Genomic DNA, 13941 nt, shown 5'->3' on the forward strand with positions numbered 1-13941 from the left:
GAGACCGCGATCATGAATCCTGCGAAATCCCCGTCACTGGGCCTGTCCCTGGGCATCCTGGCCACCGCGCTGCTGCCGGCCCTGGCCAGCGCGCAGTCCAGCAACCGCTATGAAGGCAAGACGCTCACCGGCGACTGGGGCGGCACCCGCACCGAGCTGTTCGAGCGTGGCATCGCCTTCCGCGGCGATTATGTGGGCGAGGCCATGGGCGTGGTCGATGGTGGCTACGGCGAGACCGGCGCGCGCTATGCACAGCAGGTGCGCGTGGGCATGGACCTGGACATGGGCAAGCTGGCGGGCTGGGACGGCGGTGCGTTCCACTTCACCCTCAACGACCGTCGCGGCCGCAGCACGTCGGTGGACTTCGTCGGCAATCGCTTCCCGATCCAGGAAGCGTACGGCGGCCAGTACACGCGCCTGACCGAGCTGAGCTACGACCAGACCTTCAACGCAGGCCAGTCGTACTACAAGCTGGGTTACTACGCGATGGGCAACCAGTTCGGCCTGCACAGCCTGCTGACCCACTTCGTCAACGCCGCCTTCTGCGCGCATCCGCTGGCGATGTCCGGCAACAGCGGCTGGTACAACTACCCGATGGCGCGCTGGGGCGGTGAGTTCGCGCAGCAGATCAGCCCGGCGGTGAACGTGCGCACCGGCTGGTTCCAGGTCAACCCAAACCTGGGTGGCAACATCGAGCGCAATGCGTTCCGTCCGTTCGTCTCGGGCACCACCGGTTCGCTGTTCCCGGTGGAAGTGACCTGGACCCCGGCCAAGGGTGGCCGCCATGCCGGCGTCTACAAGTTCGGTGGTTACTACGACACCTCGCGCGTGGACAAGCGCGGGCTGGACACCACCCCGACCACCGGCCGCCACGGCGCCTACGTGCTGGCAGAGCAGCGCCTGACCCAGGAATCGGCCGACCCGAGCCGCGGCCTCACCGCCTTCGCGCAATACATGGTGTCCGACACCGATACCGCGCAGATCAAGCGCTGGTACGCGCTGGGTGGTGTCTACCAGGGCATCGGCTCGCGCGCGCAGGACAGCATTGCGCTGGGCTACGTGGGCGCGGACATCAACAACCGGCTGGTCGATGCGCGGCGCGCCACGTTGGCCGCCGGCGGCGTGCCCGTCGATTCGCCGCTGTACAACCTCAGCCAGGCCGAAGAACTGTTCGAACTGTCCTACAGCGTCCAGGTGAACCCATGGCTGATGATCCGCCCGGACGTGCAGTACATCGTCAACCCGGGCACGTTCAACTACAGCGGCACCGACAACGCCTGGGCCGTGGGCGTCCAGGCCAAGGTGACCTTCTGATGGTCGCGCGCTCCATTCCCGCTCTGGTGACTGCCATGAAGATTCCGTTTGCCTCGGTCGTCCTTGCTGGTGCGCTGTGCAACGGGTCCGTACCGGCCATGGCCGCGCCACCGCCGACGGTACTGCAGGTGGGATCGCTGCGCATCGGCGAGGGCAGCCCCCGCACCATCGTGCCAATCACCGGTGCCACTGCCGACGTCGCCCTGCAGCAGGCTGCAGCCATCGCTGCCAGCAAGGCCACCGACATCGCCGAGTGGCGCATCGACTACCTGGATATCGCCACCGATGGAAAGGCACTGGTCGCGCTCGGCAAGCGCATCCAGGCCATGCTCGGCGGCAAGCCCGTCATCGTCACCTTCCGCACCAAGGCCGAAGGCGGTGCCAAGGCGATCAGCGATGCCGACTACGGCGCGCTCTACGCCACCCTGCTGCGCGGCGGCGTTGCACAGCTGATCGACGTGGAGATGTTCCGCGACCCGAAGGTGGTGCAGGCGCTGGTGGCGCAGGCGCACAAAGCCGGAGTGAAGGTGGTGATGTCCAACCATGACTTCCATGCCACGCCGCCGCGCGAGGAAATCGTCGCGCGCCTGCTGAAGCAGCAGGCGCTGGGCGCGGACGTACTGAAGATCGCGGTGATGCCGCGCGACGCCGGCGATGTGCTGGCCCTGCTCGACGCCACCTGGCAGGTGCGCCAGCAGAGCGACAAGCCGCTGCTGACCATGTCGATGGGCGGCACCGGCGTGGTCTCCCGGCTGGCCGGCGAGACCTTCGGCCAGGCCCTGACCTTCGGCATGATCGGCACCCCGTCGGCGCCGGGCCAGGTCGAGGTCGATCGCCTGCAGGACGTCCTGCAGGTCATCCACGCATCCAGCCAGGCCGGTCACTGAGACCACCCCGCTGGACGTTCCACCGCCTCACGCTGTTGCAGGAAACCGCACCATGAGCCACGCCTCCGCCGCTGCACCGCCGCTTGTCCTTGAGCGGATGAGTCCCTTCCAGTGGACCGCCATCGCCATCTGCGTACTGTTGAACATGCTCGATGGCTTCGATGTGATGGTCATGGCCTTCACCGCGCCGCATGTGTCGGCGGACTGGGAACTGTCGGGCAAGGTGCTGGGGCTGATGCTCAGTGCCGGCCTGGTCGGCATGGCGCTGGGTTCGTTCCTGCTGGCGCCGCTGGCGGATCGCTGGGGCCGGCGGCCGATGATCATCTGCTGCCTGCTGATCCTCACCAGCGGCATGGCGCTGTCGGCGCTGGCCGCCAACGCGTGGCAGCTGGGCGCGCTGCGCGTGTACACCGGCATCGGTATCGGCGGCATGCTGGCCGGGGTGGGCGTGATCACCGCCGAGTACGCCAACGCCAAGTGGCGCAGCACGGCGGTGGCGCTGCAGGCCACCGGCTATCCCATCGGCGCCACCGCCGGTGGCCTGCTGGCGGCGTGGATGCTGGAACACTGGTCCTGGCACAGCGTGTTCCTGATCGGCGCCGGCGCCTCGCTGGTCTGCATCCCGCTCGTGCTCAAGTGCCTGCCCGAGTCGTTGGATTTCCTGGTCGCGCGGCGCCCGGCCAATGCCTTGACTCGGCTCAACGTGCTGCTGTCGCGCATGCGCATGCCGGAACTGCAGGCGCTGCCACCCGTGCCGGCGAGCAATGGCCAGCGCCAGGGCTACGCGGCGCTGTTCGTGGGTGACCTGCGCCGCGTCGCGCTGCTGATCGCGCTGGCCTTCTTCCTGCACATGTTCGCCTTCTATTTCGTCTTGAGCTGGACACCGAAGCTGCTGGTGTCTGCCGGTGTGTCGGCACAGCAGGGCATCACCGGCGGCGTGCTGCTGAACCTGGGTGGCATCGTCGGCGGCAGCCTGTTCGGCTGGCTGGCATCGCGCTGGTCGCTGTCGAAGCTGACTGCCGGTGCGCTGCTGCTGGCGATGGTGTCGATGCTGGGCTTCGCCGCCTTCAACACGCAGCTGGGCGTGGCCTTCCCGTTGGCCTTCGTGATCGGCGCGGCCCTGTTTGCAGCGATGGCCGGCCTGTATGCGGCGGCGCCGGTGGTGTTCGCCGCCGAGGTGCGCACCACGGGCCTGGGCTGGGCGATCGGCATCGGCCGCGTCGGCGCGATTCTCTCGCCGCTCACCGTGGGCGTGCTGGTGGACGGCCGCTGGCAGCCGTCTGCGCTGTACGTGCTGTGCGCCTTGCCGCTTCTGCTCGCGGCTTGGGCATGCCTTGGCTTACGTGTAGGCGTGGGACAGAAAACGCGCTGAACCCCATGCCCAAGGCACGTCATGCAATGTGCGATTATCGACGCACATGTCCGAATATCGCATTGACCGGACAGGGCGCCATGGCGACCATGTCCGGGTCGCGTTTTCCCTTCGCAGTGGCCCTGCAGCGTGGCGGCGATGACCGCCGGCAGGCAGGGCAAGGAGCAATGCAGTGATCGACAAGTCCGTGGCCAGCGTGGAAGCAGCGGTGGCCGACATCCATGATGGCGCCACCGTGATGATCGGCGGCTTTGGTACCGCCGGCATGCCCGATGAGCTGATCGATGCGCTCATTGCACAGGGCGCGCGCGAACTGACCATCATCAACAACAATGCCGGCAACGGCGATACCGGCCTGGCCGCGCTGATCAAGCACAAGCGCGTGCGCCGCATCGTCTGCTCCTTCCCGCGCCAGGCCGATTCGCAGCACTTCGATGCGGCCTACCGCGCCGGTGAGATCGAACTGGAGCTGGTGCCGCAGGGCAACCTGGCCGCACGCATCCACGCCGCCGGTTCCGGCCTGGGCGCGATCTTCACCCCCACCGGCTACGGCACCGAGCTGGCGCAGGGCAAGGAAACGCGCGAGATCGATGGGCGCCACTACGTGCTCGAGTACCCGCTGCATGCCGACTTCGCGCTGATCAAGGCCGACCGTGGCGACCGCTGGGGCAACCTGGTGTACCGCAAGACCGCGCGCAACTTCGGCCCGCTGATGGCGATGGCCGCACGCTGCGCCATCGTGCAGGTGCGTGAGGTGGTGGCGCTGGGCGAACTGGATCCGGAGGCCGTGGTGACCCCGGGCATCTTCGTGCAGCGCGTGGTGCAGGTGGCCGCAGAAGGAGTGCAGGCATGAACAGGCTCAGCCGCGAACAGATGGCCGCTCGCGTGGCGCGTGATATTCCCGAAGGCGCCTACGTCAACCTGGGTATCGGCCTGCCGACCACGGTGGCCAACTTCCTGCCGGCCGACAAGGAGATCTTCCTGCAGTCGGAAAACGGTCTGCTCGGCATGGGCCCGGCGCCGGTCCCTGGCCAGGAAGATCCGGACCTGATCAACGCCGGCAAGCAGCCGGTCACCCTGCTTACCGGTGGCTGCTATTTCCACCATGCCGATTCGTTCGCGATGATGCGCGGCGGCCACCTCGACATCTGCGTGCTGGGTGCCTTCCAGGTGTCGGCACACGGCGATCTGGCCAACTGGAGCACCGGTGCGCCCGACGCGATTCCCGCCGTGGGCGGCGCGATGGACCTGGCCATCGGTGCCAAGCAGGTCTTCGTGATGATGGACCTGTTCACCAAGAAGGGTGAGAGCAAGCTGGTGGCCGAATGCAGCTACCCGCTGACCGGCCTGCGCTGTGTGTCACGGGTTTATACCGATGTGGCGGTGTTTGACCTTGGCGCCGACGGCGCGACCGTGCTGGAAATGGTCGAGGGCATGGACATCGAACAACTGCGTGAACTGACCGGCCTGCCGCTGGCACAGGCCAAGGGAGCCTGAGATGAGCCTGCACGAGACCTACATCGTCGATGGCATCCGCACCCCGATCGGCCGTTACGGCGGCGCGCTGTCCGGCGTGCGCGCCGATGATCTTGGCGCGATCCCGTTGAAGGCGCTGCTCGCGCGCCACCCGCAGCTGGACCCGGCGCGGGTCGAGGATGTCTACCTCGGCTGTGCCAACCAGGCCGGTGAAGACAACCGCAACGTCGCCCGGATGAGCCTGCTGCTGGCCGGGCTGCCGGTGACGGTGCCGGGCAGCACGATCAATCGCCTGTGCGGTTCGGGCCTGGATGCGATCGGCACCGTGGCCCGTGGCATCGCCGCCGGCGAGCTGGGCCTGGCCATTGCCGGTGGCGTTGAATCGATGTCGCGCGCGCCGTTCGTGATGGGCAAGGCGACTTCGCCGTTCGCCCGCGACCAGCAGATCGAAGACACCACCATGGGCTGGCGCTTCATCAACCCGCGCCTGCGCGAACTGCACGGCGTGGAGACCATGGGCCAGACCGCCGAGAACGTGGCCGAGCGCTACGGTATCAGCCGCGAGGACCAGGATGCGTTCGCCCTGCGCAGCCAGCAGCGCACCGCCGCTGCGCAGGCGCACGGCTTCTTTGACGGCGAGATCGTGGCGGTGGACGTACCGGGCCGCAGGCGCGGTGAGACCGTGACCGTGGACCGCGATGAACACCCGCGCGGCGATACCACCGCCGAGGCACTGGCCAGGCTGAAGCCGCTGTTCCGCCAGCCGGGCACGGTCACCGCCGGCAACGCTTCGGGCATCAATGACGGCGCCGCCGCGCTGCTGCTCGCGTCGGGCGCGCAGGTGAAGGCGCTGGGGCTGACCCCGCGCGCGCGCATCCTCGGCTTCGCCAGCGCCGGCGTCGAGCCGGCGATCATGGGCATGGGCCCGGTGCCGGCCAGCCAGAAGCTGATGGCACGCCTGGGCCTGTCGATCACCGATTTCGATGCCATCGAACTGAATGAAGCCTTCGCCTCGCAGGGCCTGGCCTGCATGCGCCAGCTTGGCCTGGCCGACGATGCCGCGCACGTGAACCCCAACGGCGGCGCCATCGCCCTGGGCCACCCGCTGGGCATGAGCGGCGCGCGCCTGGCGCTGACCCTGCTGCGCCAGCTGGAAGCCAGTGGCGGCCGCCGCGGCCTGGCGACGATGTGCATCGGCGTGGGGCAGGGCGTGGCGCTGGCCATCGAACGCGTGTAAGCCTTCCCCCGTATCCATGATCTGCAAGAAAGCCGCGGCCTTCGGGCCGCTCGCCAACAGGAGCACGCCATGAGCGATCCCACCGAACTGCGCGGCTATCGCAAGCCGTACCCCGGCAGCCAGCCGCCGCGCATCCATCTGCCGTATGCCTCCACCGCGCTGCGTGGACCGGGTACCGACCCGATCGCGATCCCGGTGACGCTCTCGGAGGTGACCGGGCCGAGCATCAACCGCATCACCCTGGGTGAGCATGCCGCCGACCTGACCGCCGGCTTCCCCGGCCAGCCGCAGGGCGAGCGCATCATCGTCAGCGGCCGCGTGCTGGACGAGAATGGCCGCCCAGTGCGCAACACCGTGGTCGAGGTCTGGCAGTGCAACGCCGCCGGCCGCTACCTGCACAAGGGCGACCAGCACGATGCGCCGCTGGACCCGAACTTCAAGGGCACCGGCCAGGTGCTGACCGACAGCGAAGGCCGCTACCGCTTCACCACCATCAAGCCGGGTGCGTACCCGTGGCGCAACCACTACAACGCCTGGCGCCCGGCGCATATCCATTTCTCGCTGCACGGCGATGGCATCGGCCAGCGCCTGGTCACCCAGATGTACTTCCCCAACGACCCGCTGCTGGCGTTCGACCCGATCTACAACTGCACGGACGACGCCAAGGCGCGCGAGCGCATGGTCTCCTCGTTCGACTGGGAAAACACCGCCAACGAATTCGCACTCGGCTACCGCTTCGACATCGTGTTGCGCGGTCGCAAGATGACCGTCTGGGAGTAAGACCATGAGTTTCCAATCCACTCCGTGGCAGACCGTAGGCCCGTACTACCGCCTGGGCCTGGAACCGCTGTACCGCACCGAGATCGCCCCGGCCACCGCGCAGGGTGATCGCATCGAAGTGCAGGGGCAGGTATTCGATGGCAATGGCGTGCCGGTGTCCGATGCCGTGCTGGAAATCTGGCAGGCCGACGCGCAGGGCATCTACGCCCATGGCGAGGACCCGCGCCGTGATGACCACGATCCGGCCTTCGATGGCTGGGGCCGCGTACCGACCGACGACCAGGGCCGCTTCGCCTTCAGCACCGTCAAGCCGGGCCGCGTGCCGGGCCTGCGTGGGGAGGCGCAGGCACCGCACCTGATGGTGCTGGTGTTCATGCGCGGCCTGCTGCAGGCCACCCGTGCCCGCATCTATTTCAGTGACGAAGCCAGCAATGGCGAGGACGGCATCCTCGCGTTGGTGCCGGCCGAGCGCCGCCATACCCTGGTCGCGCAGGCGCAGGGCAAGGGCCTGTACCGCTGGGACGTGCGCATGCAGGGTCCGGACGAGACCGTGTTCTTCGCTTACTGATCGCGGCGCGGCCAACGCGCCTTCCGGCCACTCCACGCCCGCGTGCAGCGGGCGCGGGTAAGCTGTGGCCACCCCGGATGGACTGCACCGATGAGCCACTCCCCAACGCTGCTGGGCGGTCTGTTCGGCGACCCCGCCGTCGACGCCGTGTTCAGTGATGAAGCACGCCTGCAGGCGATGCTGGATGTCGAACGCGCCCTGGCGCGCGCGCAGGTACAGTGCGGGGTGATCCCCGCCGCTGCACTGGCCCCGATCGAAGCGGCGTGCAGCGCCGATCTGTATGCGCTTCCGACGCTGTCGGCGGCGACCGCACTGGCCGGCAACCCGGCCATTCCGCTGGTCAAGGCACTCACCGCGCAGGTCAGGGCGAGCGATGCCGAGGCCGCGCGCTGGGTGCACTGGGGCGCCACCAGCCAGGACATCATCGACAGCGGCGCGGTGCTGCAGCTGCGCGCGGCGGTCAGTCACGTGCAGGCGCGCCTTCAGCTGCTGTGTACCGCGCTGGCGCGGTTGGCCGAGGCCGAGCGCGGCACCGGCCTGCCCGGGCGCACGCTGCTGCAGCAGGCGGTGCCGGTCACCTTCGGCCTGAAAGCCGCCGGCTGGCTCGATGCCCTGCAGCGCAGCCAGCGGCGTCTCGATGCGCTGGCCGACGACACCCTGGTCCTGCAGTTCGGTGGGGCCGCTGGCACCCTGGCTTCGCTGCAGACGCGTGGGCTGGACGTGGCCGAAGCGCTGGCCGCCGAGCTGCAGCTGCCGTTGCCGGCGCTGCCCTGGCACACCGCACGGGACCGCATCGCCGAGTTCGGCAGCGTGTTCGCATTGCTGACCGGTAGCCTGGGCAAGATCGCCACCGACATCGTGCTGCTGATGCAGTCCGAGGTTGCTGAAGCTTTCGAGCCGGCGGGCGAGGGCAAGGGTGGCTCGTCGGCGATGCCGCACAAGCGCAACCCGGTCGGCTGCGTGGCCGCCATCGCTGCGGCCACGCGCGTGCCTGGCCTGCTGTCCACGTTGTTCACGGCCATGCCGCAGCCGCATGAACGCGCCGCCGGGCAGTGGCATGCCGAGTGGGACACCGTGCCGGAGATCGTGCGCCTGTGCGCCGGCAGCCTGGCCCAGGTGACCGTGGTGGTGCAGGGGCTGCAGCTGGATCGCGCGCGCATGCGCCAGCACCTGGACAGCCATGGCGGCCTGCTCTATGCCGAAGCCGTGGCGGTCACCCTGGGCGAGCGCATCGGCAAGCCGGCCGCACATGCGCTGGCGGAACAGGCGGCCAGGCAGTCGTTGGCGCAGTCGCTGCACCTGCGCGACGTGCTGGCGCAGACGCCGGAGATCACCGCGCAGCTGTCGCCCGCACAACTGGATGCCCTGTTCGCCGCCGACAGCTGGCGCGGCATGGCCGATACGTGGATCGACCGCGTGCTGGCGCGCGGCTGATTCCTACGTTCAACGCTGGAGCCCCCATGTCTTTCCTCGACCTTCCGCAGCATCGCCTGCATTACCAGACCGAAGGCCGCGCCGATGGCCCGTGGCTGACCTTCTGCAACTCGCTCGGTACCGACCTGGGCATGTGGCAGCCGCAGGTGGATGCACTGGCCTCGCAGTACCGTATCCTGCGCTATGACCGCCGTGGCCATGGCCAGTCCAGTGCGCCGCCGGGGCTGTACACCGTGGCCGAGCTGGGCGCCGACGTGCTGGCCCTGTGGGATCACCTCGGCATCGAGCGCAGCCACTTCTGCGGCCTGTCGATCGGCGGCCTGACCGGGCAGTGGCTGGGCGTGCACGCCGGCAACCGTCTGCACACGCTCACCGTGGCGGCTACCGCTGCGAAGATCGGCACGCTGGACGGCTGGCAGGCACGCATCGCCCAGGTCCAGCATGATGGCCTGCTGTCGCTGGTGGATGGCACACGCGAGCGCTGGTTCACCGCGGGCTTCGCGCAGACCCACGCCAGCCTAGTAGAGGACATCCTGCAACGTTTCCTCGCCACCAGCGTCGAAGGCTACGCTGGCTGCTGCAATGCGGTGGGCACGGCTGACTTCCGTGATGCACTGGACCTCATCGGCGTGCCGCTGCTGGCCATTGCCGGTGATGACGATCCGGTCTGCGTGCCGGCCGAACTGCAGGCGATCGCCGAGGGCGTGGCGCACGGGCGATATGCCGCCGTTGCGGGCCGGCATATCTGCAATCTGGAATCGCCGCAGGCGTTCACTGCGGCACTCGCCGCGCAGCTTTCCGCGCAGTACTGAATCACTCAACAGGGTTACGACGATGGACGAACAGGAACGCTACGAAGCCGGGCTGGCGGTGCGCCGTGAGGTGCTGGGCGAGGCGCATGTGGAACGTTCTCTGCAGGCACGCACCGAGTTCACCACCGAATTCCAGGAATTCATCACCCGCACCGCATGGGGCACGGTGTGGACACGCGACGGACTGCCGCGGCATACGCGCTCGCTGTTGACCATCGTGATGATGGTTGCGCTGGGCCATGACGAGGAGTTCAAGCTGCACATCCGCGCGGCCCGCAACAACGGGGTGACGCCGGAGCAGATCAAGGAAGTGCTGCTGCAGGCAGCGATCTACTGTGGCGTCCCGGCGGCGAACCACGCGTTCGCACTGGCCAAGCCAATCCTGGAAGAGCAGGCTTCGGAACGGTAGTGCCGTCGGCTGGCCAGCAACCTCCTGCACATCGGCAATGCCGGCCAGCGGCCGGCACTACCAGATTCAGTACATTTCAGTTCAACAGCGTACCCAAGCGCTGCGCGGCTTCGCGCAGGCGAGGCAGCAGCTGGGTCTGCATCACCCCCAGGCCGATGCGGCCTGCCTGGGTGCCGATGTTCAACGCGCCGACCACATCGCCGCTGCGCGAGCGCACCGGCACGGCGATCGAACGCAGGCCGATCTCCAGCTCCTGGTCGACCAGCGACATGCCGTCGCGTCGCACTTTTTCCAGGGCGTCCAGGAAAACATCCATGCGGGTGATGGTGCGCTCGGTGCGCGGCCGCAATGGATTGCGTTCCAGGTAGCCTTCCAGCGTGTCACGCGGCAACGCGGCCAGCAGCACGCGGCCCATCGAGGTGCAGTAGGCCGGCAGGCGGCTGCCCGCGCGCAGGCCGATGGACATGATGCGCACGGTTTCCGCGCGCGCCACATACAGGATGTCATCGCCGTCCAGCACGCCCAGCGAGCAGGATTCGTGCACATCATCGCGCAGGGCATCCAGCACCGGCTGCGCGGCAGCGGTCATCGACGACGACGCCACATAGGCGCCGCCCATGCCCAGCACGCGCGGCAGCAGCACGTAGCCACGGCCCTGTTCGCCCACATAACCCAGCTTTTCCAGCGTGTACAGCACGCGCCGTACTGCAGCGCGCGAGATGCCGGTATCAGTGCTGATCTGCGACATGGTCACTTCGCGCGGATGCTGCGAGAACACGCTCAGCACGGCCAGGCCGCGGCCGAGCGAGGTCATGAAATCCGGATCGCCCTGGTTGTCCTGGATCTGCTGCATCAGCTCATGGGCCAAGCCACGATCCTGCGGCGGCGCGGGCGGGCGCTTGGGACGACGGCTGGGAGGAACGGCAGGCATGGCAGCAGCTTTCATCAGGTTCGACCTTGCATGGTAAGCGCTGGAACCGGCAACCGGTACCCACGCGGGGCAGCCTGGCAGGCTGCACCGCGTGGCGTGGGTCACCTGCGCTCGGGCAGCGCGTAGGCGATCACGTAGTCGCCACGGTCCGGCGACTGGCGGGCACCACCGGCGGAAATCACCACGTACTGGCGACCGGTTTTCGGCGAAACGTAGGTCATCGGCGTGCCCTGGCTGCCGACAGGCATGCGGGCCTTCCACACTTCCTCACCGGTGCGGCTGTCGTAGGCGCGCAGGTAGTAATCCTGCGTACCGGCGAAGAACAGCAGGCCCGACTGCGTGGCCAGCGAACCGCCCAGGGTCGGCATGCCGATCGGAATCGGCAGGCCCATCTTGATGCCCATCGGCCCGGTGTCCTTCACCGTGCCCACCGGCACCTGCCAGACAAGCTGGCGGGTGGCCAGGTTGATCGCCGACATCGTACCGAACGGCGGCTTCTGGCAGGGAATGCCCAGCTTGGACAGGAAGCGGTCGCGCAGCGAGCCGTAGGGCGTGCCGGTCTGCGACGCCGCACCCATTTCCACGCCCCCGGCGCCGCTGGTCATCTGTGCGCGCGGGATCAGCTTGGTCCACAGGCCCAGGCGCATGTCATTGACGAACAGGTAGCCCGTGGTCGGGTCGACCGAAGCGCTGCCCCAGTTCATGCCTCCCAGCGAGCCCGGCCACTGCAGCGCCAGATCCTCGCCCGGCGGGGTGTACATGCCGTCGTAGCGGAACTGCTTGAACTGGATCCGGCACAGCATCTGATCGATCGGAGTCGCCCCCCACATGTCCGACTCGGTCAGCGTTTCCGCGCCGATCTGCGGCAGGCCCACCGACAGCGGCTGGGTGGCGGCGTAGCGCTCGCCCTCAGCGTTACCCTGCGGCGCCGGGATGTCGCGTACTTCGCTGATCGGTACGCCAGTCTGCCGGTTGAGCATGAAGATCTGGCCTGCCTTGGTGACCTGCAGCAGTGCCGGCAAGGTGCCGCCCTTGCCGTCGGGCACGTCGACCAGGGTCGGTTGTGCGGGCAGATCGTAGTCCCACAGGTCATGGTGGACGGTCTGATACACCCAGCGCTCCTTGCCGGTGGCGACATCCAGCGCGACCACGGCCGAGCTGTACTTGTCGTCCTGCGGGGTGCGTTCACCGGCCCACTGGTCCGGCGTGGTGTTGCCGGTGGGCAGATAGACCAGGCCCAGCTGCGGATCGTAGGCCATCGAGGTCCACACGTTCGGCGTGGCGCGCGTGTAGTGGATCGACGGATCCAGCGGCACATCCGGGGTTTCCTTCGACAGGTCCCAGACCCAGGCCAGCGCACCGGTGCGCACGTTGTACGCACGCACCACGCCGGACGGTTCACCCACTTCGATGTTGTCGGCCACACGGCCACCGACCACGACCAGGTCGCCTGCCACCAGCGGCGCGGCGGTGAGGGTGTAGAAGCCGGGCTTGATCTCGCCCATGCCGGTCTTCAGGTCGACCACGCCGTTGCTGCCGAAGTCCGGGCACAGCGCGCCTGTCCTGGCATCGAGCGCGAACAGGCGCGCATCGATGGAGGTCATCAGGATGCGCTTTTCGCACAGGGCCGGGCCGGCGCTGGCGGTGTCAGTGGCCGGCTGCGGTGCGGGTGCTGGCGCAGCGGTCTTTGTGGCTGCCGCTGCGGTGGCCGCATCGAAGTAGCCCAGGCCACGGCAGCGCTGCCAGTTCGGCGCGGTGGCCTTGGGGTCGAAGGCCCAGCGCTGCTTGCCGGAGTCGGCGTCGATGGCGATCACCTGGTTGTGCGGGGTGCACAGGTACAGGGTGTCGCCGATCTGCAGCGGGGTGTTCTGGTCCTCGGCACCGAAGCCGTTGCTTTCCGGCACGTCGCCGGTGTGCGCGGTCCAGGCGACCTGCAGCTCCTTCACGTTGGCCGGGGTGATCTGGTCCAGTGCAGCGAAGCGGGTGCCGGCGGTGGTGTTGCCCCAATGCATCCAGTCGCGCTGTTCAGCGCCCTTGGCCACCGGTACCACCGGCGGCGTCGTGCCCTGTGCGGTCTGCACCGGGCGCGGCTGGAAGGCGGAGAAGGCCGTGCCCAGCAGGCCGACCAGCAGCACCACGGCTACGCCATAGGCGCCACGACCGGCCACTTGGCCGCGGCTGCGGCGCAGTACCGGCCAAGCCAGCGCGACCAGCAGGGCCAGCACGGCCGGCATCACCAGGCGCGAGACCAGCGGCCAGAACTCCCAGCCCGCATCCACCAGCGCCCAGACCAGCGTGGCCACGAAGGCCAGGCCGTACAGCAGCGCACCGTTCGGCCGACGCATCACCAGCAGCACCCCGGCGACCGCCGACACAGCACCCATCAGCAGGAAATACCAACTGCCCCCCAGCATTACCAGGCGAACACCACCGACCAGCAGAGCCAGGCCGAACAGGGTCACCAGGATGCCGAGCAGGACCACCAGCACACGGCACAGGGCCGGAACCTCCGTCGTCTCGTCCACGTTGCATGAACCTCATTGCGAAAAACCCGCGCGGAGGCGGGGAAGCCCCGCGCGCGCCAGGCGTGGCGGGGGCCGTCGGCATCCCGGGCGGCTGCGGGCCGGTGAAGGCGGGCAGGCGTCGGCCTGCTTATGGCGCAGGCTGGGTGAATGACCGGTTGTGGCGATTATCGCACTAGTGTGCGATTTTGACGTGACG

General features: G+C 68.3%; 13 protein-coding genes. 11 read left to right on the top strand and 2 right to left on the bottom strand.

Annotated elements, in window-relative coordinates; all coding sequences use genetic code 11:
* Positions 1–12 precede the first annotated feature (12 nt).
* The 11 genes from G370_RS0114675 to pcaC all read left to right on the top strand — a co-directional run bounded on the left by G370_RS0114675 (position 13) and on the right by pcaC (position 10289).
* Positions 13–1314, top strand: coding sequence for a carbohydrate porin (locus G370_RS0114675; protein ID WP_019661271.1), 1302 nt, complete (start codon positions 13–15; stop codon positions 1312–1314).
* 35 nt (positions 1315–1349) lie between these two features.
* A complete protein-coding gene (aroD, locus tag G370_RS0114680) occupies positions 1350–2201 on the top strand; it encodes a type I 3-dehydroquinate dehydratase (RefSeq protein ID WP_245541223.1) in 852 nt (283 codons plus the stop codon).
* 52 nt (positions 2202–2253) lie between these two features.
* Positions 2254–3573, top strand: a complete 1320-nt coding sequence (locus tag G370_RS0114685; protein ID WP_026347163.1) for an MFS transporter — start codon at positions 2254–2256, stop codon at positions 3571–3573.
* Positions 3574–3745: 172 nt separating this feature from the next.
* Entirely contained in the window at positions 3746–4426 is a 681-nt protein-coding gene (locus tag G370_RS0114690; protein ID WP_019661274.1) for a 3-oxoacid CoA-transferase subunit A, read from the top strand.
* A complete protein-coding gene (locus G370_RS0114695) occupies positions 4423–5070 on the top strand; it encodes a 3-oxoacid CoA-transferase subunit B (protein ID WP_019661275.1) in 648 nt (215 codons plus the stop codon). Before G370_RS0114690 ends, G370_RS0114695 begins: the two co-directional genes overlap by 4 nt.
* A 1-nt stretch (position 5071) precedes the next feature.
* Positions 5072–6286, top strand: a complete 1215-nt coding sequence (pcaF, locus tag G370_RS0114700; protein WP_019661276.1) for a 3-oxoadipyl-CoA thiolase — start codon at positions 5072–5074, stop codon at positions 6284–6286.
* A gap of 69 nt (positions 6287–6355) precedes the next feature.
* Positions 6356–7066, top strand: a complete 711-nt coding sequence (pcaH, locus tag G370_RS0114705; RefSeq protein ID WP_019661277.1) for a protocatechuate 3,4-dioxygenase subunit beta — start codon at positions 6356–6358, stop codon at positions 7064–7066.
* 4 nt (positions 7067–7070) lie between these two features.
* Positions 7071–7634 carry a protocatechuate 3,4-dioxygenase subunit alpha gene (pcaG, locus tag G370_RS0114710; RefSeq protein ID WP_019661278.1) on the top strand — a complete coding sequence of 188 codons (564 nt, stop codon included), beginning with the start codon at positions 7071–7073 and terminating at the stop codon, positions 7632–7634.
* Between the two features lie 90 nt (positions 7635–7724).
* Positions 7725–9068 (top strand): 3-carboxy-cis,cis-muconate cycloisomerase, encoded by a 1344-nt coding sequence (locus tag G370_RS0114715; protein WP_019661279.1) that lies wholly within the window; start codon positions 7725–7727, stop codon positions 9066–9068.
* Between the two features lie 26 nt (positions 9069–9094).
* The gene (gene pcaD, locus G370_RS0114720; protein WP_019661280.1) at positions 9095–9880 is read left to right on the top strand and encodes a 3-oxoadipate enol-lactonase; all 786 of its coding nucleotides are present in this window, start codon (positions 9095–9097) and stop codon (positions 9878–9880) included.
* A 22-nt stretch (positions 9881–9902) separates the two neighbouring features.
* The gene (gene pcaC, locus G370_RS0114725) at positions 9903–10289 is read left to right on the top strand and encodes a 4-carboxymuconolactone decarboxylase (RefSeq protein WP_019661281.1); all 387 of its coding nucleotides are present in this window, start codon (positions 9903–9905) and stop codon (positions 10287–10289) included.
* Positions 10290–10365: 76 nt separating this feature from the next.
* Here pcaC and G370_RS0114730 read toward each other — a convergent pair whose 3' ends face one another.
* Positions 10366–11220: an IclR family transcriptional regulator domain-containing protein gene (locus G370_RS0114730; RefSeq protein WP_026347165.1), complete on the bottom strand. Its 855-nt coding sequence runs from the start codon at positions 11218–11220 to the stop codon at positions 10366–10368.
* Positions 11221–11321: 101 nt separating this feature from the next.
* Complete coding sequence (locus G370_RS0114735; RefSeq protein ID WP_019661283.1) at positions 11322–13745, bottom strand: membrane-bound PQQ-dependent dehydrogenase, glucose/quinate/shikimate family; 2424 nt, start codon at positions 13743–13745, stop codon at positions 11322–11324.
* Positions 13746–13941 lie beyond the last annotated feature (196 nt).

Source organism: Stenotrophomonas hibiscicola ATCC 19867 (genome assembly GCF_000382065.1).
Classification (GTDB): Bacteria; Pseudomonadota; Gammaproteobacteria; order Xanthomonadales; family Xanthomonadaceae; genus Stenotrophomonas; species Stenotrophomonas hibiscicola.